Origin of the sequence: Streptomyces sp. NRRL S-920 (genome assembly GCF_000717945.1) — a bacterium.
Lineage (GTDB): Bacteria > Actinomycetota > Actinomycetes > Streptomycetales > Streptomycetaceae > Streptomyces > Streptomyces alboniger.
Genome location: NZ_JODF01000012.1, coordinates 13,305 through 35,913, shown reverse-complemented (window position 1 = coordinate 35,913; position 22,609 = coordinate 13,305). Strand labels below are relative to the sequence as shown.

The 22,609-nt window shown below is 69.6% G+C and carries 19 protein-coding genes and 1 riboswitch; of the genes, 9 read left to right on the top strand and 10 right to left on the bottom strand.

What is annotated here, in order from left to right:
- Nucleotides 1-40 precede the first annotated feature (40 nt).
- From IG54_RS0111355 to IG54_RS0111340, 4 genes are all read left to right on the top strand, one after another.
- Nucleotides 41-1,021 (top strand): tetratricopeptide repeat protein, encoded by a 981-nt coding sequence (locus tag IG54_RS0111355; RefSeq protein ID WP_030780912.1) that lies wholly within the window; start codon nt 41-43, stop codon nt 1,019-1,021.
- 80 nt (nt 1,022-1,101) lie between these two features.
- The gene (gene def, locus IG54_RS0111350; protein WP_030780909.1) at nt 1,102-1,752 is read left to right on the top strand and encodes a peptide deformylase; all 651 of its coding nucleotides are present in this window, start codon (nt 1,102-1,104) and stop codon (nt 1,750-1,752) included.
- Nucleotides 1,753-2,055: 303 nt separating this feature from the next.
- Nucleotides 2,056-3,168, top strand: a complete 1,113-nt coding sequence (gene cyc1, locus IG54_RS0111345) for an epi-isozizaene synthase (protein ID WP_106976986.1) — start codon at nt 2,056-2,058, stop codon at nt 3,166-3,168.
- Complete coding sequence (locus IG54_RS0111340; protein WP_030780903.1) at nt 3,165-4,541, top strand: cytochrome P450; 1,377 nt, start codon at nt 3,165-3,167, stop codon at nt 4,539-4,541. The genes cyc1 and IG54_RS0111340 overlap by 4 nt, the downstream gene beginning before the upstream one ends.
- Nucleotides 4,542-4,620: 79 nt before the next feature.
- On the opposite strand, the gene IG54_RS0111335 is transcribed toward IG54_RS0111340, so the two are convergent.
- The 8 genes from IG54_RS0111335 to IG54_RS0111300 form a co-directional block, all read right to left on the bottom strand.
- A complete protein-coding gene (locus tag IG54_RS0111335; protein ID WP_030780900.1) occupies nt 4,621-5,643 on the bottom strand; it encodes a ribonucleotide-diphosphate reductase subunit beta in 1,023 nt (340 codons plus the stop codon).
- Nucleotides 5,643-8,039, bottom strand: coding sequence for a ribonucleoside-diphosphate reductase subunit alpha (locus tag IG54_RS0111330; protein WP_030780897.1), 2,397 nt, complete (start codon nt 8,037-8,039; stop codon nt 5,643-5,645). Before IG54_RS0111330 ends, IG54_RS0111335 begins: the two co-directional genes overlap by 1 nt.
- A gap of 127 nt (nt 8,040-8,166) precedes the next feature.
- A riboswitch (cobalamin riboswitch) is annotated at nt 8,167-8,307 on the bottom strand.
- A gap of 43 nt (nt 8,308-8,350) precedes the next feature.
- Nucleotides 8,351-8,851, bottom strand: coding sequence for a GNAT family N-acetyltransferase (locus tag IG54_RS0111325; protein WP_030780894.1), 501 nt, complete (start codon nt 8,849-8,851; stop codon nt 8,351-8,353).
- A 91-nt stretch (nt 8,852-8,942) separates the two neighbouring features.
- Nucleotides 8,943-10,571, bottom strand: a complete 1,629-nt coding sequence (gene mctP / locus IG54_RS0111320; RefSeq protein WP_030780891.1) for a monocarboxylate uptake permease MctP — start codon at nt 10,569-10,571, stop codon at nt 8,943-8,945.
- Entirely contained in the window at nt 10,568-10,822 is a 255-nt protein-coding gene (locus tag IG54_RS0111315) for a DUF3311 domain-containing protein (protein WP_030780889.1), read from the bottom strand. Before IG54_RS0111315 ends, mctP begins: the two co-directional genes overlap by 4 nt.
- Before the next feature lie 121 nt (nt 10,823-10,943).
- Nucleotides 10,944-11,141: a YbdD/YjiX family protein gene (locus tag IG54_RS0111310; protein WP_030780886.1), complete on the bottom strand. Its 198-nt coding sequence runs from the start codon at nt 11,139-11,141 to the stop codon at nt 10,944-10,946.
- On the bottom strand, nt 11,138-13,252 hold the full coding sequence (locus IG54_RS0111305) for a carbon starvation CstA family protein (protein ID WP_030780883.1): 2,115 nt from the start codon (nt 13,250-13,252) through the stop codon (nt 11,138-11,140). The genes IG54_RS0111310 and IG54_RS0111305 overlap by 4 nt, the downstream gene beginning before the upstream one ends.
- A 117-nt stretch (nt 13,253-13,369) precedes the next feature.
- Entirely contained in the window at nt 13,370-14,152 is a 783-nt protein-coding gene (locus tag IG54_RS0111300; RefSeq protein WP_030780880.1) for a GntR family transcriptional regulator, read from the bottom strand.
- A 326-nt stretch (nt 14,153-14,478) separates the two neighbouring features.
- Here IG54_RS0111300 and IG54_RS0111295 point away from each other — a divergent pair, with 326 nt between their 5' ends.
- The 4 genes from IG54_RS0111295 to IG54_RS0111280 all read left to right on the top strand — a co-directional run bounded on the left by IG54_RS0111295 (nt 14,479) and on the right by IG54_RS0111280 (nt 19,187).
- On the top strand, nt 14,479-15,753 hold the full coding sequence (locus tag IG54_RS0111295; protein ID WP_030780878.1) for an extracellular solute-binding protein: 1,275 nt from the start codon (nt 14,479-14,481) through the stop codon (nt 15,751-15,753).
- Between the two features lie 117 nt (nt 15,754-15,870).
- On the top strand, nt 15,871-16,860 hold the full coding sequence (locus tag IG54_RS0111290) for a carbohydrate ABC transporter permease (protein WP_030780875.1): 990 nt from the start codon (nt 15,871-15,873) through the stop codon (nt 16,858-16,860).
- Nucleotides 16,857-17,687, top strand: coding sequence for a carbohydrate ABC transporter permease (locus IG54_RS0111285; RefSeq protein WP_030780872.1), 831 nt, complete (start codon nt 16,857-16,859; stop codon nt 17,685-17,687). Before IG54_RS0111290 ends, IG54_RS0111285 begins: the two co-directional genes overlap by 4 nt.
- A gap of 6 nt (nt 17,688-17,693) precedes the next feature.
- A complete protein-coding gene (locus tag IG54_RS0111280; protein WP_030780869.1) occupies nt 17,694-19,187 on the top strand; it encodes a glycoside hydrolase family 3 protein in 1,494 nt (497 codons plus the stop codon).
- A gap of 126 nt (nt 19,188-19,313) precedes the next feature.
- Here the strand turns inward: IG54_RS0111280 and nagB are convergent, their stop codons facing one another.
- A complete protein-coding gene (gene nagB / locus IG54_RS0111275) occupies nt 19,314-20,099 on the bottom strand; it encodes a glucosamine-6-phosphate deaminase (protein WP_030780866.1) in 786 nt (261 codons plus the stop codon).
- A gap of 537 nt (nt 20,100-20,636) precedes the next feature.
- Between nagB and IG54_RS0111265 the strand changes: the two genes are divergently transcribed.
- The gene (locus tag IG54_RS0111265; RefSeq protein WP_030780862.1) at nt 20,637-21,710 is read left to right on the top strand and encodes an SIS domain-containing protein; all 1,074 of its coding nucleotides are present in this window, start codon (nt 20,637-20,639) and stop codon (nt 21,708-21,710) included.
- 74 nt (nt 21,711-21,784) lie between these two features.
- Here the strand turns inward: IG54_RS0111265 and IG54_RS0111260 are convergent, their stop codons facing one another.
- Entirely contained in the window at nt 21,785-22,543 is a 759-nt protein-coding gene (locus tag IG54_RS0111260; protein ID WP_030780860.1) for an SDR family oxidoreductase, read from the bottom strand.
- Nucleotides 22,544-22,609: the final 66 nt, after the last annotated feature.

The following is a 22,609-nucleotide window of genomic DNA, read 5'->3' as shown; positions in this document are numbered from 1 at the left end:
CTTCCGACAAATCGTGACAGGCGGGAATCAGGCGGGAATCGTGAGGATCTTCGGCAAGGGACGGCACCGGCCCTCCGCCTCATGGCGGCAGGCGACCGACCGCGCGTTCACGCTGATCGGCGACGGCCGATACGAGGACGCGGGCGCACTGCTCACGCGTGCGGCGGATCTGGAACCCTGGCTGTCCGAGTCCTGGTTCAACCTCGCGCTGCTGCACAAGTTCCGGCACGACTGGGAACAGGCGCGGGCCGCGGGGCTGCGCGCCGTCGCGCTCCTGGACCGCTCGGCCGGCGCCCCGGACTGGTGGAACGTGGGCATCGCGGCCACCGCGCTCCAGGACTGGCCGCTGGCCCGCCGCGCCTGGCAGGCGTACGGCCTGAAGGTGCCCGGCGGGGTCGCGGCGTCCGGCGAGCCCTCGGGCATGGAGCTGGGCAGCGCGGCCGTGCGGCTCTCCCCGGAGGGCGAGGCCGAGGTGGTGTGGGGCCGCAGGCTGGACCCCGCCCGCATCGAGGTGCTGTCCATCCCGCTGCCCTCCTCCGGGCGCCGCTGGGGCGAGGTCGTGCTGCACGACGGCGTCCCGCACGGCGAGCGGACGACGGCGGCCGGACACTCGTACCCCGTGTTCGACGAGATCGAGCTGTGGGCGCCCTCACCCGTGCCGACCTGGGTGGTCCTCCTGGAGGCCGCCACCGAGGACGACCGGGACGCCCTGGAGCAGCTCGCGGCCGACGCCGGCTTCGCCGCCGAGGACTGGTCGTCGTCCGTGCGGCTGCTGTGCCGCATGTGCTCCGAGTCCCGGATGCCGAGCGACGAGGGCGACGGCGAGCACCTGGACCCGCACGACCACAGCGAGCCGGGCCATCCGGGCCCGCTCGGGCACCGCAGCCCCGGCGCGATCTGGGTGCCGGAGCGCGAGTGCGGCATCGCGGCGCCCGCCGCCCTGGTGCGCGGGCTCCTCGACAGCTGGGTGGCGGACAGCCCGGACTCGCGGGACTGGCGGGATCTCGAAGAGGTCTGCTGACCCGGAGAGGCCGGTCGCTACTTCGCCGTAGGCTGTACCGGCACAACTCTTGAGGGTTTCACGGAAGGCTTACGGCGGACATGGCGCAGGACACTGAGCAGCAGGCCTCCGGCGGGGTGCTCCCCGTCGACGACGAGGGCTTCGTCATCGACACGGAGGACTGCGAGGAGCGTGAGACGGCCTACCGCGAGCGCGGCACCGCGCGCCCGATCACGGTCGTCGGCAATCCGGTCCTGCACAAGGAGTGCAAGGACGTCACGTCCTTCGACGACGAGCTGGCGAAGCTGGTCGACGACATGTTCGCCTCCCAGCGCGTCGCGCAGGGCGTGGGCGTGGCCGCCAACCAGGTCGGCGTCGACCTGAAGGTCTTCGTCTACGACTGCATGGACGACGAGGGCGTGCGTCACGTCGGGGTGGTCTGCAACCCGGTCCTGACCGAGCTGCCCGCCGAGCGCCGCCGCCTGGACGACTCGGGCGAGGGCTGCCTCTCCGTGCCCACCGCCTACGCCCCGCTGGCCCGCCCGGACTACGCCGAGGTGACCGGCCAGGACGAGAAGGGCAACCCCATCAAGGTGCGCGGCAGTGGCTATTTCGCGCGCTGCCTCCAGCACGAGACGGACCACCTGTACGGCTATCTGTACATCGACCGCCTCTCCAAGAGGGAGCGCAAGGACGCGCTCCGCCAGATGGCGGAGGGCACGCCGCGCTACCCCGTGGTGCCCAATGACTGACGCACGCGCCGCCTGAGCGGCGCGGGAACCGTGTGACACCAGCGGCCCCTGGTCGGGAACTCCCTCCCGGCCAGGGGCCTTTGGCGTGGGCCGCTCACCAGTGCGAGCAAAACCGGCTGTTGAAGATCCATATTCAGTCACGTACGTGGATGTTCTCGGCACTGGGGGGTAGTGAATGGCGCAAATCTGTTCCCTCAGCGGTCAGTTGTGGTGCTGAATGGAAAGCGCGGGGATACGCAACGGCGCGCGCCCGGCACGGCGGGAGGGGCGTGTGCCGCCCAGGCGGCTGAAAGGGGTTTGTCCGTGCCTGCATATTCCGGAAGCACTTCACAGACACAGCCACACACACAGGCGGTATCGGTCCCACCGGCACTGGCCGTTCCAGTGATCGAGACCGCGTTTCCTCGCCGTCTGCACCCGTATTGGCCAAAGCTTCAGGAGAAGTCCAGGACCTGGCTACGGGAAATGCGGCTCATGCCGCCGGACAAGGTCGAGCGGTACGCGGACAGCCTCTGCTACACCGACCTGGTGGCGGGCTACTACATTGGGGCGCCGGACGAGTTGCTGACCGCGATAGCGGATCTCAGCAGCTGGTTCTTCGCCTGGGACGACCGGCACGACCGCGACTCCGTGCACGGCAGGACGGCCCAGTGGCGGTGGCTCTGCCGCGGCCTGCACGGCGCCCTCGACGCCCCCCGGCAGTACCTCAACCACCGCGACCCCCTGGTCGCCGGATTCGCGGACTGCGTCCGCCGGCTGTACGCCTTCCTCGGCCCCAGCTGGAACGCCAGATTCGCCCGCCACTTCCACCCCGTGATCGAGGCGTACGACCTGGAGTTCAGGAACCGGCGCAACGGCACGGTCCCCTCGGTCGAGGCGTACGTGGAGCTGCGCCGCCTCACCTTCGCCCACTGGGCGTGGATCGACCTGCTCGAACCCACCGCGCGCCGCGAACTGCCGCGCACCGTGCGCGACCACCCCGCCTACCGGCGGGCGGCCCTCGCCACCCAGGACTTCTCGGCCTGGTACAACGACCTGTGCTCGCTCCCCAAAGAACTCGCGGGAGACGAACTGCACAATCTCGGGATCAGCCTCATTCAGCACGAAGGGATGACACTCGAACAAGCCGTACGGGAAGTCCACCGGCGAGTCACGCAATGCGTCGCGGATTTCCTGGCCGCAGAGGAGGAAGTCCTGCTGCTCGCCGGTCAATTGTCCGACGGAATGACGGAAGGAGAAGAACTGGCAGCCGCGGTGCAATCCTGCATCTTCAATATGCGGAACTGGTTCTCCTCCGTGTACTGGTTCCATCACGAATCCGGTCGCTATCGGGTGGACAGCTGGGACGACCGGTCCATGCCCCCGTACGTGACGGAAGACGTCCTGGCGGAAAACGAACTGGTAGGTGAGGAATGAGCGTCGAATCCGCAATACCCGTACCGGCCGCGTCAGGACCCGGCCCCCTGCGCACCCCGCCACTCGTCAAAGGCGGCGCCCCCCTGCTCGGCCACGCCTGGAACCTGGTGCGCGACCCGCTCGGCTTCCTCTCCGCGCTGCGCGACCACGGGGACCTCGTACGGATCAGGCTGGGGCCGAGGACGGCGTACGCGGTCTGCGATCCGGAGCTGGTCGGCGCGATGCTCAAGCGTCCCGAGTTCGTCGTCGGCGGACCGCTCTGGGACACCCTCGAAGTGCTCCTCGGCAAGGGCGTGGCGACCAGCAACGGCAAGCTGCACCGGCGCCAGCGCCGGATGATGCAGCCGGCGTTCCGGCCCGAGCGGATCGCCGACTACGCCAGGGTGATGGAGGAGGAGGCGCGCGCCACGGCGGCCCGCTGGCGCCCCGGCGCCACGGTCGACGTGAGCGCGGAGATGTTCCGCACGGCCGTGCGCATCGTCTCGCGCTCGCTCCTGGAGGTGGAGTCGATCGGCGAGAAGGCCGACCGCGTCGCCGACTCCCTGCACACCGTCTTCCAGGGGCTCTACCGCCGGATGGTGCTCTCGGTCGGACCGCTCTACCGCGTGCCGACACCCGCCAACCGGCGCTTCGAGAGAGCGCTCGCCGACCTGCACGCGCTCGTCGACGAGATCATCGCGGAGCGCCGCTCGGCGGGGCCCGGCGGCCCGGACGACCTGCTCGCGGAATTGCTGCGGGCCACGGATGAATCCGGGGCGCCGATAGCCGACCAGGAGATCCACGACCACGTGGTATCCCTCGTCGTCGCGGGAGCGGAGAATGTCGCGTCGACGTTGGCGTGGACCTTCCAGCTGCTCACCGAACACCCGGAGCACGAAAGGCGATTGGTTGAAGAGGTAAATTCCGTGGCCGGGGATCGCGCGATCACATTCGCCGATCTCGGAGCCCTGCCGCACCTGCGCAATGTCATCACGGAGGCCATGCGGATACGGCCGGCGGCCTGGATATTCACGCGCCGGTCCGTGGCCGAAACCGAACTGGGCGGCTATCGCATTCCGCTCGGCGCGGACCTCGTCTACAGCGTGTACGCGATGCAGCGCGACCCGCGTTCCTTCGAGCGGCATCTGGAGTTCGACCCGGACCGCTGGAATCCGGAACGTGCCGCCGACGTACCGGAGTTCGCGATGATGCCGTTCGGTGTCGGCAACCGAAAGTGCCCCGGCGACCACTTCAGCCTGGCCGAACTGGCCCTGATCCTCGGCACGGTGGCCCCCAGGTGGCGCCTGGCGCCGGTCGCGGAGACCGACGCCGGCACCCGCGTCGGCATCACCCTGCACCCCAAGCGGCTCGTCCTGCGGGCCGAACCGCGCTGAACGAGCGGATGTGGCCCCGGGTGTGCCCGCCCCGCCCCCCGTGACGGGGCGGGCACACCCGGGCCGTTCGGTGGTGGACTCAGAACTCGTCGTCGAAGGAGACCGATCCCTCGACCGCGACCTGGTAGGCCGAGGAGCGGCGCTCGAAGAAGTTGGTCAGCTCCTGCACGCCCTGAAGCTCCATGAAGGAGAACGGGTTCTCCGAGCCGTAGACCGGCGCGAAGCCAAGGCGCTGGAGGCGCTGGTCGGCGACGCACTCCAGGTACGCGCGCATCGAGTCGGTGTTCATGCCCGGCAGGCCGTCACCGCACAGGTCGCGGGCGAACTGTAGCTCGGCCTCGACGGCCTCCTTCAGCATGTCCGTGACCTGCGTCTGAAGCGCGTCGTCGAACAGCTCGGGCTCCTCCTTGCGGACCGTGTCCACCACGTCGAAGGCGAAGCTCATGTGCATCGTCTCGTCGCGGAACACCCAGTTGGTGCCGGTCGCGAGGCCGTGCAGCAGACCGCGGCTGCGGAACCAGTAGACGTACGCGAAGGCACCGTAGAAGAACAGGCCCTCGATGCACGCGGCGAAGCAGATGAGGTTGAGCAGGAAGCGGCGGCGGTCGGCCCGGGTCTCCAGCCTCTCCAGCTTCTCGACCGAGTCCATCCACTTGAAGCAGAACTGCGCCTTCTCGCGGATGGAGGGGATCTCCTCCACCGCGTCGAACGCGGCCGCCCGGTCCTCGGGGTCGGGCAGATAGGTGTCGAGCAGCGTCAAGTAGAACTGGACGTGCACGGCCTCCTCGAAGAGCTGACGGCTCAGGTACAGCCGGGCCTCGGGGGAGTTGATGTGCTTGTAGAGCGTCAGCACGAGGTTGTTGGAGACGATCGAGTCGCCGGTCGCGAAGAACGCGACGAGGCGGCCGATCAGGTGCTGCTCCTCGGGCGTCATCTTCGCGAGATCGGCCACGTCCGAGTGCAGGTCGACCTCCTCCACCGTCCAGGTGTTCTTGATCGCGTCCCGGTAGCGCTCGTAGAAATCCGGGTAGCGCATCGGGCGCAGGGTCAGCTCGAAGCCCGGGTCGAGGAGGTTCTTCTCGGAGTTGGTGGTGGTGCTCATTACTGGCAGGCCTCGCAGGACTCGGGGTTTTCCAGGGAGCAGGCGACGGCTTCCTCGGCCGTGACCTGCGCGGGGACGGGGGCGGCGGTGGCGGCGTTGGAGCCCGCCGCGCGGGCGATGCGGGTGGCGGGGCGCGAGCGCAGGTAGTACGTGGTCTTCAGGCCCCGCTGCCAGGCGTACGCGTACATCGAGGAGAGCTTGCCGATGGTCGGCGTCTCCAGGAACAGGTTGAGCGACTGCGCCTGGTCGAGGAACGGGGTGCGCGCGGCGGCCATGTCGATCAGACCGCGCTGCGGGATCTCCCACGCCGTGCGGTACAGCGCGCGGACGTCCTCGGGGATCCAGCCGAAGCCCTGCACCGAGCCGTTGGCCTCGCGCAGCGCCTCGCGGGTCTGCGCGTCCCAGACGCCGAGCCGCTTCAGCTCCTCCACGAGGTAGGCGTTGACCTGGAGGAACTCACCGCTGAGCGTCTCGCGCTTGAAGAGGTTGGAGACCTGCGGCTCGATGCACTCGTAGACACCCGCGATGGACGCGATGGTGGCGGTCGGCGCGATGGCCAGCAGCAGGGAGTTGCGCATGCCGGTCCGGGCGATGCGCTCCCGCAGCGCCGCCCACCGCTCCGGCCAGGCCGGCTCCACGTCGTAGTGGTCGGGGTGCAGCACACCGCGCGCGGTCCGGGTCTTGTCCCAGGCGGGCAGCGGGCCCTCGCGCTCGGCGAGGTCGGCGGACGCCTCGTACGCGGCGAGCATGATCCGCTCGGCGATGCGGGTGGACAGGGCGCGCGCCTCGGGGGAGTCGAAGGGCAGCCGCAGCTGGAAGAAGACGTCCTGGAGACCCATCGCGCCGAGGCCCACCGGGCGCCACTTGGCGTTGGACCGCCCGGCCTGCTCGGTCGGGTAGAAGTTGATGTCGACGACACGGTCGAGGAAGGTGACGGCCGTCCGGACGGTCTCGTCGAGCCGGTCCCAGGCGAGGTCGCCGTCCTCCACGAACGCGCCGAGGTTCACCGAGCCGAGGTTGCAGACCGCCGTCTCGCCGTCGTCCGTCACCTCGAGGATCTCGGTGCAGAGGTTGGAGGAGTGCACGGTGTGGCCGGGCTCCGCCGTCTGGTTGGCGGTGCGGTTGGCGGCGTCCTTGAACGTCATCCAGCCGTTGCCGGTCTGCGCGAGGGTACGCATCATGCGGCCGTACAGATCGCGGGCCGGGATCGTCTTCTTCGCCAGCCCGGCGGCCTCGGCCCCGCGGTAGGCGGCGTCGAACTCCTCGCCCCACAGGTCCACCAGCTCGGGCACGTCGGCCGGGGAGAACAGCGACCAGTCCTGGTCGGCGGCGACCCGGCGCATGAACTCGTCCGGGATCCAGTGCGCGAGGTTGAGATTGTGCGTGCGACGCGCCTCCTCACCGGTGTTGTCGCGCAGCTCCAGGAACTCCTCGATGTCGGAGTGCCAGGTCTCCAGGTAGACCGCGGCGGCGCCCTTGCGCCGGCCGCCCTGGTTCACGGCGGCGACCGAGGCGTCGAGGGTCTTGAGGAACGGCACGATGCCGTTCGAGTGCCCGTTCGTGCCGCGGATCAGCGAACCCCGGGAACGGATACGGGAGTACGAGAGTCCGATGCCGCCCGCGTGCTTGGAGAGCCGCGCGACCTGGTGGTAGCGGTCGTAGATCGAGTCCAGCTCGTCCAGCGGGGAGTCGAGGAGGTAGCAGGAGGACATCTGCGGGTGGCGGGTGCCGGAGTTGAAGAGCGTCGGCGAGGACGGCAGGTAGTCCAGGCGGCTCATCAGGCCGTACAGCGCGGCGACCTCGTCCACGGCGGCGGCGCCGTCGTCCTTGGCCAGGCCGCTCGCGACGCGCAGCATGAAGTGCTGCGGGGTCTCGATGACCTGCCGGGTGATCGGGTGGCGCAGCAGATAGCGGCTGTGCAGGGTGCGCAGGCCGAAGTACTCGAAGCGGAAGTCGGCGCCATCGGCGAGCGCGGCGTCCACCAGCGCGTCGAGCCGGGCCGCGTGCTCGGTCACGAAGGACGCCGTGCGGTCGGCGATCAGGCCCTCGCGGTGGCCGACCGCCACGGATTCGGTGAAGGAGCGCACGCCCTGCGTCGCCGCCTCCTCGCGGATGCCGATCGACAGGAGCCGGGCCGCCAGCTTGGAGTACGCCGGGTCGTCGGAGATGAGCCCCGCGGCCGCCTCGGTCGCCAGCTCCCGCAGCTCCGACGCGTCGGCCCTGGCCGAGCGGCCGCGCAGCGCGGCGGCGGCGACCCGGCCGGGGTCGGCGTCGGGAAGGTCGACGGTGAGTTCGGTCAGGGTGCGCAGCAGCGCGGCCCCTGGGCCGTCGGTTCCTTCGCCACCCTCGGCGGTCGGCTTGGTCGCTGACGCGGGTTCGGCAGGCGCGATGGTCACGTGGGGCACTCCCTCGCTCGGCTCTGGGCCAGGGGAGGGGAGGGCACACGGGCGCACCCGGACAGGGCGGCGTACCGCGTCCACCGGCCCACTCCACGAGGCCCGGACGGTCGGCACCCGGGCCGGACGGCACGGGCGCACTGTCGGCAGGTCCTCGGACTCCGCGTACGCCAAACGCGTACACATGCACCGTTGCGGGACAGTTCCGGACTTGCACCGGATTCCCCTGCGGCGACAGCGAGCACGAGCATACATCTTGTGCCGGGTTCCCGAGGCGGGCCCACATCTTGTGTCGGTTCGGAGCGGCGGGCCTAGAGTGTCAACGCGTACGTCAGGAGCGGCACCGTCTCGATCGGCCGCCAGTCGCGCTCCGGGGTGCGGACGAAGCCGAGGCGCTCGTACAGCCGGTGGGCGGCGTGCATCGACGTCTGCGTGGACAGGACGAGCGCGGTGCGGCCCGCTTCCTCGGCGCGCCGCACGCACTCCCGTACGAGTGTCTCTCCGGTGCCCCGGCCGCGGGCCGCGGGGGAGACGGCCAGCATGCGGATCTCCGCCTCGCCGTCGCGAGTGATGTCGGCCATCGGGCCGCCGGCCGGGACGTAGGTGACGCAGCCGAGTATCTCGTCGCCCGCCTCGGCCACCAGGACCTCGGCCGTCGCCGCGCGCCCCGCCACGTCGCGCAGCACCGCGAGATAGGGGTCGTCCTCCCCGAAGTCCAGGTGTCCGCCGTCGAGATAGGCCTGTGCGGTGAGGTCGCCGAGCGTCTCGTACTCCTCGGGGCGCGCCGATCTGATCGTGAGCGTGAAGTCCATGGGGCGCAGTGTGCAACACGGGGACGGCGAAGGGCCGCCGGTTTTTCCGGCGGCCCTCCGTGGTGGTCGCGATATCGGGGTGGGGCGGGACTCAGTGCCCGGCGCCCGCCGTCGCCTTCGGCAGTTCCTGGACGACGCCCGGGTCGCCCGCGTCGGCGGTGTAGTCCCCGGGGGAGGTCTCGTCGATGCCTTCCGGGGCCTTCAGCGCCTTCAGGACGAAGGTGAGGACCACGGTCACGATCACGTTCAGGACGAACGCGGTGAGGCCGATGTAACCGATCTCGCCGATGCCCGGGATCGTGTCGGACGAGCCGCCGAAGTGCTTCTGGGTCGGCGAGGCGACGCCGTACGCGGCCAGCGTGCCGTAGACCATGCCGACCGCCCAGCCCGCGAGCAGCGCCCAGCGGTGGAACCAGCGCGTGAACAGGCCGCCGACCAGCGCGGGCATGGTCTGGAGGATCCAGATGCCGCCCAGGAGCTGGAAGTTGATCGCGACGGTTTTGTCCATGGTGAGGACGAAGGCGAGCGCGCCGACCTTCACCATGAGCGAGACCAGCTTGGAGACCTTGGTCTCCTGCGCGGGCGTCGCGTCGGGCTTGATGAAGTCCTTGTAGATGTTGCGGGTGAAGAGGTTCGCGGCCGCGATCGACATGATGGCCGCCGGGACCAGCGCGCCGATGCCGATGGCCGCGAAGGCCACGCCCGTGAACCAGTCGGGGAACATGTTCTCGAACAGCTGCGGGATCGCCAGCTGGCCGTTGTCGACCTTGATCCCCGCCGCGATCGCCATGAAGCCGAGCAGCGCGAGCAGGCCGAGCATCAGCGAGTACAGCGGCAGGATCGTGGTGTTGCGGCGGATCACGTCGCGGCTCTTGGAGGAGAGCGTCGCCGTGATCGAGTGCGGGTACATGAACAGCGCGAGGGCCGAGCCGAGCGCGAGCGTCGCGTACGTCCACTGCCCGGCCTCGGCGGGCACGAGCGCGCCGCGCGGCTTGTCGGTCGCGGGGTTGGTCTGCGCGAAGGCGTCACCGGCCTTGGCGAAGATGTCGTCGAAGCCGCCCAGCTTGATCGGGATGTAGATGATCGCGACGACGATGACGAGATAGATCAGCCCGTCCTTCACGAACGCGATCAGCGCGGGCGCGCGCAGCCCCGACGAGTAGGTGTACGCGGCGAGCACCGCGAACGCGATCAAAAGCGGCAGGTCCTTGATGAACCAGTTGGTGTCCGGGCCGCCGCCGACGCCCATGACGTCGAGGACCGCCTGGATGCCCACCAGTTGGAGCGCGATGTAGGGCATCGTGGCGAGGATGCCGGTGACCGCGACGGCCAGGGAGAGCCCCTTCGAGCCGAAGCGCCCGCGCACGAAGTCGGAGGTCGTCACATAGCCGTGCTTGTGCGAGACCGACCACAGGCGCGGCAGGAAGGTGAAGATCAGCGGATAGACGAGGATCGTGTACGGCACGGCGAAGAACCCGGCCGCGCCCGCCGCGTAGATCGCCGCGGGGACGGCCACGAAGGTGTACGCGGTGTACAGGTCGCCGCCGAGCAGGAACCACGTGACCCAGGTGCCGAACGACCGTCCGCCGAGGCCCCATTCGTCCAGGCTCTGGTCGTTCTCGGCCTTGCGCCAGCGGGCGGCGAGGAAGCCCATGACGGTGACCGCGATGAAGAAGAAGATGAAGACGGCGAGCGCGACGCCGTTGACTCCGCCGTTCATGACCGCGCACCTTCCTTGCGGGCGCGCTGGTCACGCTGCCACAGCTTGTACGCGATCATCGTGAGCACGGTGGAGAGCAGCACCCAGAGCATCTGGTACCAGTAGAAGAACGGTATGCCCATGAAGGCCGGTTCGACCTTCGCGTACGAACCCACCCAGAGCATGGCCACGAAGGGTGCGACAAGGCAGGCCGCGATGACCACCCGGACCGGTGTGACCACCGGTCTGTTCACTTCAGGCGCATCTGACATATCGCGGCTCCGTTCCCTCGCTTATCCCATGCTTAACGTGCGGGAAATCTAGGCGAGAGTCTTGATCTATGGAACCCCTGTCCGGATAACGGACGAGTGCCGGATGTGCCGAAGCGCCTGTTCAACAGCAGCGGAATCCCTGCCGGGGGTCCGACTCCTGGCGGTCCGTCCGCATTCGCTCGAACTCCCTCCGGGAAGGGACGGACACCCCTGGGTGCACCTTCCGCGCGTGCGCGACATAGCGGTCGTACGCGGACTCGTCGGTCAACTCCCGCGCGTACCAGCGGATCCACCGCAGCACCCGCAGTACCCACGTCACGGGGTCAGCTCCCGCTTCTCCTCCGCGGTCGGGAAGAGGCCCGCCGGTGCCGTCAACTTCGACTCCACGAACGGCACTTCGCTCAGCCGGGAGGCCTCGGGGTCGCTGATGTGCCGGAAGCAGACCCGCGCCGCGTCGACGATCACGATGACGATGAGCAGGGCGAGCGCCGCCGAAAGGACGCCGTCCACCGTGGAGTTGGTGACCACGGTGTGCATGTCGTCCATGGACTTGGCGGGCGGCAGGACCTTGCCGTCGTCGATGGCGTCCTGGTAGATCGAGCGCTGGGTGAAGAAGCCGACCCGCGGGTCGCCGGAGAACACCTTCTGCCAGCTCGCCGTGAGCGTCACCGTGGCGTCCCAGGCGAGCGGAACCGCCGTGATCCAGGCCCACTTGAGGCGGCCGGACTTCACGAGCAGCGTCGTACAGACGGTGAGGGCGACGGCGGCGAGGAGCTGGTTGGCGATGCCGAAGATCGGGAAGAGCTGGTTGATCCCGCCGAGCGGCTCGTGCACGCCCACCCACAGGAAGTAGCCCCACAGACCGGTGACGGCCGCGCTGGTCAGCACCAGGCCGGGCTTCCAGCTCACGTTCTTGAAGGGCTTGTAGACGTTCCCCAGCATGTCCTGGAGCATGAAGCGGCCCACGCGCGTGCCCGCGTCGAGCGCGGTCAGGATGAACAGGGCCTCAAACATGATCGCGAAGTGGTACCAGAAGGCCCGCATCGAGCCGCCCGTGACCTTCGAGAAGATCTCGGAGACGCCGACCGCGAGCGTGGGCGCGCCGCCCGTACGGGAGAGCAGCGAGGACTCCTCCACGTGCTTGGCGGCCTGCGCGAGGTCGGCGGGGGAGATGGAGTATCCGAAGCCCGCGACGGCCTTCGACGCCTCCTGCACGGTGTCACCGACGACGCCCGCCGGCGCGTTCATCGCGAAGTACAGCCCGGGGTCGATGATCGAGGCGGCGATCAAGGCCATGATCGCGACGGCCGACTCCATCAGCATGGAGCCGTAGCCGATCATCCGGACCTGCGTCTCCTTCTGGATCATCTTCGGCGTCGTGCCGGAGGAGATCAGCGCGTGGAAGCCGGACAGGGCCCCGCAGGCGATGGTGATGAAGACGAAGGGGAAGAGCGAGCCCGCGAAGACGGGCCCGTCGCCGCGCGAGGCGAAGTCGGTCACCGGGTCCATCCTCAGCGTCGGCAGGGAGACGACCACGCCGAGCGCGAGCAGCAGGATGGTGCCGATCTTCATAAAGGTGGAGAGGTAGTCGCGCGGCGCGAGCAGCATCCACACCGGCAGGATCGACGCGACGAAGCCGTACGCGATCAGCCAGATCACCAGCGTCGAGGGCGCGAGCGTGAAGGTGTCCGCGAGTGAGGACTCGGCGACCCAGCGCCCGGCGACGAGGGCGATCAGCAGCAGCGCGACGCCGATGAGGGAGACCTCGCTGACCCGCCCCGGGCGCAGGACCCGCAGGTAGAAGCCCATGAGCAGCGCGATCGGGATGGTCATCGCGATGGAGAAGGTGCCCCAGGGCGACGCGGCGAGCGCGTTGACGATGACCAGGGCGAGCACGCCGAGCAGGATGATCATGATGGCGAAGGCGGCGAGCAGGGCTGCGGCCCCGCCGAACGGCCCGATCTCGTCCCGCGCCATCTGCCCGAGCGACTTGCCGTCCCGCCGCGTCGAGAAGAACAGGACGACCATGTCCTGGACGGCGCCCGCGAAGATCACGCCGACGACGATCCAGATGGTGCCGGGCAGGTACCCCATCTGGGCGGCCAGTACGGGTCCCACCAGCGGGCCCGCGCCCGCGATCGCCGCGAAGTGGTGGCCGAGCAGGACGCGGCGGTCGGTCGGGTGGTAGTCGATGCCGTTGTCGAGCCGTTCGGCGGGCGTGGCCCGGCGCGCGTCGACCTTCAGCACCCGGTACGCGACGAACTTGGAGTAGAAGCGGTAGGCGATGGCGTACGAGCCGAGGGCCGCCGCCACCATCCAGGCGGCCGACACCTCCTCGTCGCGGGCCAGCGCCAGGACGGTCCAGCCCGCGGCGCCGACCAGTGCGACGACGGTCCAGACGGCGATGGATCGGGGATCTGCTCTGCGCACCGGGTCGTCCTCCCGTTCATCGTGCGATGACTGTCGTCATGCGATGACGGGAGGAACGTAAGGCAGAGAAGTGATCCGCGCCAGACCCCGGTGCGGGACCGGCCGGTCGTACGCGGGTCAGTCCGTGGGGCGCTTGAGGCGGGCCACGAACTTGTAGCGGTCGCCGCGGTAGACCGAGCGCACCCACTCCACCGGTCGGCCCGCGGCGTCCAGGGAGTGCCGGGAGAGCAGCAGCATCGGCAGGCCGACGTCGGTGCCGAGCAGGCCCGCCTCGCGCGGGGTGGCCAGTGACGTCTCGATGGTCTCCTCGGCCTCGGCGAGACGCACGTCGTACACCTCGGCGAGCGCGGTGTAGAGCGAGGTGTACTTGACCAGGGAGCGGCGCAGCGCGGGGAAGCGCTTGGCGGACAGGTGCGTGGTCTCGATGGCCATCGCCTCGCCGTTGGCCAGGCGCAGGCGTTCGATGCGCAGCACGCGGCTGCCCGCGCCGATGTCGAGCAGGCCGGCGAGGGTGTCGTCGGCGGTGATGTAGCCGACGTCCAGGAGCTGCGAGGTGGGCTCAAGGCCCTGCGCCCTCATGTCCTCGGTGTACGAGGTGAGTTGGAGGGCCTGCGACACCTTGGGCTTGGCGACGAAGGTGCCCTTGCCCTGGATCCGCTCCAGGCGGCCCTCGACGACCAGCTCCTGGAGGGCCTGGCGGACCGTCGTGCGCGAGGTGTCGAACTCGGCGGCGAGCGTGCGCTCCGGGGGGACGGGGGTGCCGGGCGGCAGCGTCTCCGTCATGTCGAGCAGGTGCCGCTTCAGCCGGTAGTACTTGGGCACGCGCGCGGTCCGGCCGACGCTCGGGGTCTCCGCGAGCGCGCCCTCGTCGGTCCCGGTACTGCCCGCTTCGGTGCCCATAGTCAGCCTTTCCGGCTCCTGTGCTGCTGCCGTCACCGGCTCCTCCGTCTGTCGCGGCTCACATCGTGGCACGTACCGGGCCATGGGGGCGCCCCCTGGTCGAGCGAAGTCGAGAGCGTGAGGGGAAGGCCTTACCCGCTCAGGTGTCGGTCCGATAACGGACGCGACAGCCCTTCTTATACACCCTTGACACCCCTAAAGGTCTAGGCCAAGCTCCCCGTACTGGTCTACACCATTAAAGACCAGGTTCCAGTCCCACGGGCAGATCTCGGTCCATTCGGTCGCTGCGGGTGGGGGGTTGACTGGCATCCCTTGAGGAGGGTGACGTGAAGCGCAAGCTCATAGCGGCCATCGGTGTCGCGGGCATGTTGGTCTCGGTCGCGGCGTGCGGCAGTGACGACGAGGACAAGAAGTCCGGCGGAGCCGACGGCTACAAGGGCGAGACGCTGACGCTCTGGGCGATGGACGGTTCGACGCCGGACAAGTGGCAGAAGGACGTCACCGCGGCCTTCGAGAAGAAGACCGGCGCCAAGCTGAAGTTCGAAGTCCAGCAGTGGAACGGCATCCAGCAGAAGCTCACCACGGCCCTCTCCGAGGAGAACCCGCCGGACGTCTTCGAGATCGGCAACACCCAGACCGCCGCGTACGCCAAGACCGGCGGCCTCGCCGACCTCGGCGACCTCAAGGAGTCGATCGGCGCCGACTGGACCGAGTCGATGAACAAGGCCTCGGTCATCGACGGCAAGCAGTACGCCGCCCCGTGGTTCGTGCTCAACCGCGTCGTGGTCTACAACAAGAAGATCTGGGCCGAAGCCGGCATCAAGGACACCCCCAAGACCCGCGCCGAGTTCCTCAAGGACCTGGAGCGGATCGGCGATAAGACCGACGCCGAGCCGATCTACCTCCCCGGCCAGAACTGGTACCACTTCGTCGGCCTCACCATCGGCGAGGGCGCCGAGCTGGTCAAGAAGGACGGCGACAAGTACGTCTCCAACCTCGGTGACCCGAAGGTCGCCAAGGCCATGAAGACGTACAAGCAGTTCGCGGACCTCTCCAAGGCCCCCAAGAACAAGGACGAGGCCACCCCGCAGCAGGCCGAGGTCTTCGCCAAGGGCAAGACCGGCGCCTTCATCGGCATGGGCTGGGAGGCCGCGACCGCGATCAAGGCCAACAAGAAGATCGAGAAGGACATCGGCTTCTTCACGATCCCCGGCCCCACGGCCGACAAGCCCGAGGGCGTCTTCCTCGGCGGCTCCAACCTCGCCGTGGCCGCGACCAGCAAGAAGCAGGACCTGGCCAAGGAGTTCCTGAAGATCGCGCTGTCGGACAAGTTCGAGGGTCAGTTCGCCAAGGAAGGCGGCACGATCCCGAACAAGAAGGCCCTGGAGTCCAACCTCAAGGGCAACCCGGCCGCCGAGGCCGCCGCTCCCGCCGCCGCCGGTGGCGGCACCACCCCGCTGATCCCGGAGTGGGGCGCGGTCGAGAACCCGCCGAACCCGATCAAGAACTACATGACCGCGGTGCTCAACGGTAAGTCGTACGCCGACGCCGCGAAGCAGGTCGAGGGCGAGCTGAACAAGCGCCTGGCGCAGAAGCAGTAACACCCCCCTCTTGCCGGGGGCGGCGGGTGACGCGCCCCCGCCGCCCCCGGCATACCTCTGCGTACCGCGCAGCCCACGCCTCTGCGTACCGCGATGCCCACGAAAGAGATGGCGAGCATGACCGTGCAGAAGACCGAACGGCCGCCCTCCGGCCCGACGGAGGTGCAGACACCGGACGGCGGACCACGACCACGCGGCCCGCGCGCCACCCCGGGGCGTCTCACCGGCCTCACGCCCTATCTGCTCCTGGCCCCCGCGATCATCGCCACCCTGCTGCTGCTCGGCTGGCCGCTGGTCAACAACGGGATCCTGTCGTTCCAGAACCTCAACATGCGGCAGTTCATCCTGCACTTGACCGAGTGGAACGGGTTCGACAACTACAAGGACGTCCTCACCGGCGAGGACTTCTGGCGCGTCACCGGGCGCTCGATCGCCTTCACCGCCGCCAACGTCGTACTGATCATGATCCTCGGCACGCTGGTCGGGCTGCTGCTCGCGCGCCTCGGCCGCAAGATGCGCACGCTGCTCATGGTCGGGCTCGTCCTGGCCTGGGCGATGCCCGTCGTCGCCTCGACCACCGTCTACCAGTGGCTGTTCGCACAGCGCTTCGGCGTCGTCAACTGGGTGCTCGCCAAGATCGGCTTCGAGTCGATGGCCGACCACGACTGGCTCAGCACGCAGTACTCCACCTTCTTCGTGGTCCTGCTCCTGATCGTCTGGCAGTCGATCCCCTTCGTAGCGATCAACCTCTACGCGGCCACCACGACCATCCCCAAGGAGCTGTACGAGGCCGCCTCGCTGGACGGCGCCGGCGCCTGGAAGCAGTTCACCTCGGTCACCCTGCCGTATCTGCGGCCCTTCATCTACGCCACGACGTTCCTGGAGATCATCTGGGTCTTCAAGGCGTTCGTCCAGGTCTTCACGCTCAACGAGGGCGGGCCCGAGCGGCTCACCGAGATCCTGCCCGTCTACGCCTACATCGAGGGCATGGGCAACCAGCACTTCGGCATGGGCGCGGCGATCGCGATGCTCACCATCGTCATCCTGCTGGCCATCACCTCGTACTACCTGCGGATCGTGCTCAAGCAAGAGGAGGACGAGCTGTGAAGCGCTCGCCGCTGGGCCGGATCTGGCCCAACCTGACCGCCGTCGTTCTCTTCCTCGTCTTCGTCTTCCCCGTCTACTGGATGTTCGCCACGGCCTTCAAGCCGACCGGCGACATCATCAGCGAGGACCCGGTCTGGTTCCCGGCCGACGCCACGCTCGAACACTTCAAGACGGCGATGGACGCCGACCACTTCTGGACGATGGTCGGCAACTCGATCACCGTCACCGTCTGCGCGGTCGTCTTCTCGCTCATCATCGGCGTCACCGGGGCCTTCGCCCTCGCCCGGATGCGGTTCAAGGGGCGGCGCGGCTTCATCATCGGCTTCATGCTGGCGCAGATGGCGCCCTGGGAAGTCATGGTCATCGCGATCTACATCATCGTGCGTGACGCCGACATGCTGAACAGTCTGATCCCGCTCACCCTCTTCTACATGGTAATGATCCTGCCCTTCACCCTCCTCACGCTGCGCGGCTTCGTCGCCGCGGTGCCCAAGGAGCTGGAGGAGTCCGCCATGGTCGACGGCTGTACGCGCATGCAGGCCTTCCGCCGCGTCATCCTCCCGCTGCTCGCGCCGGGCCTGATGTCGACCTCGCTCTTCGGCTTCATCACCGCCTGGAACGAGTTCCCGCTGGCCCTCGTGATCAACAAGGAGGCGGACGCCAAGACCCTGCCGATCTGGCTGTCCAGCTTCCAGACCGCCTTCGGCGACGACTGGGGCGCCACGATGGCCGCGGCCTCCCTCTTCGCCCTCCCGATCCTGATCCTCTTCGTCTTCCTGCAACGCAGGGCCGTCAGCGGCCTGACCGACGGCGCCGTGAAGGGATAACTCACCATGACGACTCTGGCCCACGCGGGGGACACCCTCACCCGCAACGCCCTGGCTGTCCTCCAGCCCGGCTTCGACGGCACCACCGCACCGGACTGGCTGCGCCGCAGGATCGGCGAGGGCCTCACCTCCGTCGGTCTGTTCGGCCGCAACGTCAAGACCGCCGAACAGGTCGCCGCCCTCACCGCACAGCTGCGCGCCGAGCGCGACGACCTGCTGGTCGCCATCGACGAGGAGAGCGGCGACGTCACCCGCCTGGAGGTGCGCACCGGCTCCTCCTACCCGGGCAACCACGCGCTCGGCGCCGTCGACGACACGACGCTGACCCGCGAGGTGGCCGCCGACCTCGGCCGCCGCCTGGCCGCCTGCGGCATCAACTTCAACTGGGCGCCGTCCGCCGACGTCAACGCCAACCCCGACAACCCCGTCATCGGCGTACGTTCCTTCGGCGCGGACCCCGAGCTGGTCGCCCGGCACACGGCCGCGTACATCGAGGGCATGCAGTCGTCCGGCGTCGCCACCTCCGCCAAGCACTTCCCGGGCCACGGCGACACGGCGATCGACTCGCACCACTCGGTGCCGGTCATCGACGTCGACCGCAACGTGCTGAACTCCCGCGACCTCGCGCCGTTCCGCGCCGCGATCGCCGCCGGTACGCGGGCCGTGATGAGCGCCCACATCCTCGCCCCCGCCCTGGACCCGGAGAACCCCGGCACGGTCTCCCGCCGCATCCTCACCGACCTGCTGCGCGGGGAACTCGGCTACGAGGGCCTCATCGTCACCGACGGCATGGACATGCAGGCCATCGCCGGGCGGTACGGCTTCGAGCGCGGCTGCGTCCTCGCCGTCGCCGCGGGCGCCGACGCGATCTGCGTGGGCGGCGGCCCCTCCGACGAGGGCACCGTGCTGCGGCTGCGGGACGCCTTCGTCGCCGCGGTCCGCTCGGGCGAACTGCCCGAGGAACGTCTCGCCGACGCCGCCGACCGCGTGCGGGCGCTGGCGAGCTGGAGTTCGGTGTCGGGCGCGGCCGATCGTTCGGGGGGCGCGCCCGACACCGGCATCGGTCTGATCGCGGCCCGCCGCGCGCTGACGGTCACCCGCGGTGAGACGTACGCGGCCCCGGTCACCGAGGCGCCCTACGTCGCCACCTTCACGCCGCTCCCCAACATCGCGGTCGGCGACGAGACCCCGTGGGGCGTCACCGCCGAACTCGAACGCCGTCTCCCGGGCACGGCCTCGGGCAGCTTCTCCGGTGCCGCGGCGGGCGCCGAGGCCCTCGCGGCCGCGGGGGAGCGCCGCATCGTCGCGGTGGTCCGCGACGCGCACCGCCACGCGTGGATGGCCTCGGCCCTCCGTACGCTTCTGGCGGCCCGCCCGGACACCGTGGTGGTGGAGATGGGCGTCCCCCAGTCCGCACCGGCGGGCGCGATCCACATCGCGACGCGCGGCGCGGCGAGGGTCTGCGGCGAGGCGGCGGCGGAGGTCATCACCGGCCCGTGATCCCCTGACGCGCGAGCAGCACGAGGTGCGGCGCGACCAGCACGACGTGTAGTGCGACCAGCACGACGAAAGGGGCGCCCCCCCAGGCCGGGGGGCGCCCCTTTCGTCACATACGGCCGACCGTCCCTACAGTCCCTGCCACGCGGGCTTGTTGGCGTAGGTGTGCCGGAAGTAGTCCGCGAGCTTCAGCTTGGAGGCGGCGGCCTCGTCGACGACGACCGTGGCGTGCGGGTGCAGCTGAAGCGCCGACGCGGGAACGACCGAGGCGACCGGCCCCTCCACCGTCGCGGCCACCGCGTCCGCCTTGCCCTCACCCGTGGCGAGCAGCACCAGGTGCCGCGCCTCCAGGATCGTCCCGATCCCCTGGGTGATGACGTGGTGGGGAACCTGCTCGATGTCCCCGTCGAAGAAGCGCGCGTTGTCCACCCGCGTCTGCTCGGTCAGCGTCTTGATGCGCGTACGCGAGGCGAGCGAGGAGCAGGGCTCGTTGAACCCGATGTGCCCGTCGGTCCCGATCCCGAGCAGCTGAAGGTCGACCCCGCCGGCCTCGGCCAGCGCCTTGTCGTACGCCTCGCACGCCGCCTGCACGTCCTCGGCGCTGCCGTCGGGGCCCATGAAGGAGGCCTCGCTCAGCCCGAGCGGCTCCACGACCTCGCGCAGCACCACGGAACGGTACGACTCAGGGTGCCCGACCGGCAGCCCCACGTACTCGTCGAGCTGGCAGATCCGCGCCCGCGAGGCATCCACCGCACCGGCGGCGACCTTGGCGGCCAGCGCCTCGTAGATGGGCAGCGGGGTGGATCCGGTCGCGACACCGAGCAGGGCGTCAGGCTTACGGCGCACCAGTGCGGCCATGGCCTCCGCGATGAGTTCGCCGCCTGCCTTGGCGTCCGGGACGATGACAACTTCCACGCTGGGCCTGCCGATCTGGAGAGGGGACTCAAGAGGACTGGTGGTATAGACCAATCTAGCAGAGCCGCACCGAGCGAACACCCGTTTCCCCACCTCATGCTCCCCTCCGCATCCCACCCCTGCCCGCCCACCGAGTACCCGGGGGTTGGCGAGGGCCAGCTTCACTCCCCTCGGGCCGCCGAGCGCCGCCCCTGGCAGGGGCCGCCGCTGATTCAGGCACCTAGCTCGGCCGAGCGGGCCCAGTGCGGGCTGTTGGCTCAGGTGGACCCGAGGGACAGTCGGCCCGCGGAGGCACCCTCGGCACAGAGGCACCCCCGGTCAAGGCGTCCCGCCCGTGGAGGCACCCCTGGCACCGAGGAGCCCCCGGCCAACGTGCCCTGCCCGTGGAGGCACCCCCTGGCGCGGAGGGGCCCGCAGCCAAGGCGCCCCGCCCCGGGACAGGGGCCCAGCTAAGGCGCCCCCCAGCAGGGCGCCCCCGCCAGCAACCGCCCCCGCCAGCACAGGCGCCCCACCCAGCCACCAGGGAAAGTAGGAAGCATGACCCCCACGCCTCCTCAGGATCCGGACAGTGAGCGGCCGGGGCGGATCATGTCGCGGGAGATGGCCGAGCAGCCCGCGGTGCTGCGTCGCCTCCTCGACACGGGTGCCCCGGCGATCCGCCAGACCGCCGAGCGGGTCGCCGAGCGCAAGCCCCGCTTCGTCCTGCTCACCGCCCGCGGCACCTCCGACCACGCCGCGCTCTACGCGAAGTACCTCCTGGAAGTCCGCCTCGGCATGCCCTGCGGCCTCGCCTCGATGTCCACCATCACCGCGTACGGAGCCAAGCCCGACCTGCGGGACGTCCTCGTCGTCACCGTGAGTCAGTCCGGCGGCTCGCCCGACCTGGTGGCCTCCGCCCAGGCCGCCCGCGAGGCGGGCGCGATCACCCTCGCGGTGACCAACAATCCCGACTCACCCTTGGCCGCCGTCTCCCAGCATCACATCGACATCCTGGCGGGACCGGAGCGGGCGCTCCCGGCCACGAAGACGTACACCGCGTCGCTGCTCGCCCTCTACCTCTTCGTCGAGCGGCTGGGCGGCTCGGACGGCGCGGCCGCCGCCTCCCTGCCCGAACTGGCCGCCGGACTGCTCGCCCGCCAGGACGAGGTCAAGGCCCTCGCGGCGCGCTACCGCTTCGCGGAACGCATGGTGATCACCTCCCGTGGCTACGGCTACCCGACCGCGAAGGAGGCAGCCCTGAAACTGATGGAGACCAGCTACATCCCGGCGCTCGCCTACTCCGGCGCCGATCTGCTGCACGGCCCGCTCGCGATGGTCGACAACATCTCCCCGGTCATCGCGGTCGTGACGGACGGCCGGGGCGGCGAGGCGCTCCAGCCCGTCCTCGACCGGTTGCGCGGCCGCGGCGCCGACCTGGTGGTCATCGGCCCGAAGGCCCAGGTCGAGCAGGCGTCGGCCGGATTCGTACTGCCGACCGACGGCGTCGCCGAGGAGGTCCAGCCGATCCTGGAGATCATTCCCCTCCAGCTCCTCGCCTACGAGGTCACGATCGCCCGGGGCCAGGACCCGGACGCGCCACGGGCTCTGGCGAAGGTGACCGAGACCCGCTGACGCCGGGCCCACCGCCACAGTGCCGCCCCCCGCCACAGCGGCGCCTGCCTCAACGCGCTCAGCGCGGCGCCCCCTCAGAGACCCAGCGCCGATCCTCCCGTCGCGTCGATGTACTGACCCGTGATCCAGCGCGCGTCGTCCGACGCGACGAAGGAGACGATGTCCGCCACATCGGCGGGCTGCCCTATGCGGTTGAAGGTCGAATACCCGGCCATCTCCGCCCGCTGCTCCTCGGGCAGGCCGTCCATCATTTCCGTCTCGATGATGCCCGGCGCCACCGCGTTCACCGTGATCCCGCGCGGGCCCAGCTCCTGGGCCAGCGTGTGGGTCATCACGTTCAGCGCGCCCTTCGTCATCGAGTACGCGATGGTGATCGGGAAGGCGATGCGGGTGACGCCGGAGGAGATGTTGATGATCCGGCCGCCGTCGCGCAGCCGGTCGAGCCCTTGCTGCACGATGAAGAACGGTGCCTTGGTGTTGACCGCGAACACCCGGTCGTAATCCGCTTCCCGCACTTCTCCCACGCTGCTGTACAGCCCGATGCCCGCGTTGTTCACCAGGATGTCCAGGCCGTCCGCGTGCCGGTCGAACTCCGCCCAGAGCGCCTCGGCGTCACCGGGCACACCCAGCTCCGCGCCGATCATGAACGCCGAGCCGCCCGCCTCCTCGATCGCGGTCACCGTCTCCTTCGCGGCCGTCTCATTGCTGCCGTAGTGCACGCCGACCCGCGCCCCGTCCCGCCCGAGCCGCTCGGCGATGCCCCGCCCGATGCCCCGGCTCCCGCCCGTGACCAGTGCCGTCTTGCCCGCAAGCTTGCCCGTGGATGCACCCATGCCGGACGCCCCCTCTTTCTCTAGTGGTCGCTACAGAAAAAACCGTACCCGACCCCGAGCCGTTTT

Coding starts and splice junctions, on each gene's coding strand:
- def (WP_030780909.1), top strand. CDS start 1,102: ATGGCGCAGGACACTGAGCAGCAGGCCTCCGGCGGGGTGCTCCCCGTC.
- IG54_RS0111340 (WP_030780903.1), top strand. CDS start 3,165: ATGAGCGTCGAATCCGCAATACCCGTACCGGCCGCGTCAGGACCCGGC.
- IG54_RS0111335 (WP_030780900.1), bottom strand. CDS start 5,643: ATGAGCACCACCACCAACTCCGAGAAGAACCTCCTCGACCCGGGCTTC.
- IG54_RS0111325 (WP_030780894.1), bottom strand. CDS start 8,851: ATGGACTTCACGCTCACGATCAGATCGGCGCGCCCCGAGGAGTACGAG.
- mctP (WP_030780891.1), bottom strand. CDS start 10,571: ATGAACGGCGGAGTCAACGGCGTCGCGCTCGCCGTCTTCATCTTCTTC.
- IG54_RS0111315 (WP_030780889.1), bottom strand. CDS start 10,822: ATGTCAGATGCGCCTGAAGTGAACAGACCGGTGGTCACACCGGTCCGG.
- IG54_RS0111300 (WP_030780880.1), bottom strand. CDS start 14,152: ATGGGCACCGAAGCGGGCAGTACCGGGACCGACGAGGGCGCGCTCGCG.
- IG54_RS0111290 (WP_030780875.1), top strand. CDS start 15,871: ATGACCGTGCAGAAGACCGAACGGCCGCCCTCCGGCCCGACGGAGGTG.
- IG54_RS0111280 (WP_030780869.1), top strand. CDS start 17,694: ATGACGACTCTGGCCCACGCGGGGGACACCCTCACCCGCAACGCCCTG.
- IG54_RS0111265 (WP_030780862.1), top strand. CDS start 20,637: ATGACCCCCACGCCTCCTCAGGATCCGGACAGTGAGCGGCCGGGGCGG.
- IG54_RS0111260 (WP_030780860.1), bottom strand. CDS start 22,543: ATGGGTGCATCCACGGGCAAGCTTGCGGGCAAGACGGCACTGGTCACG.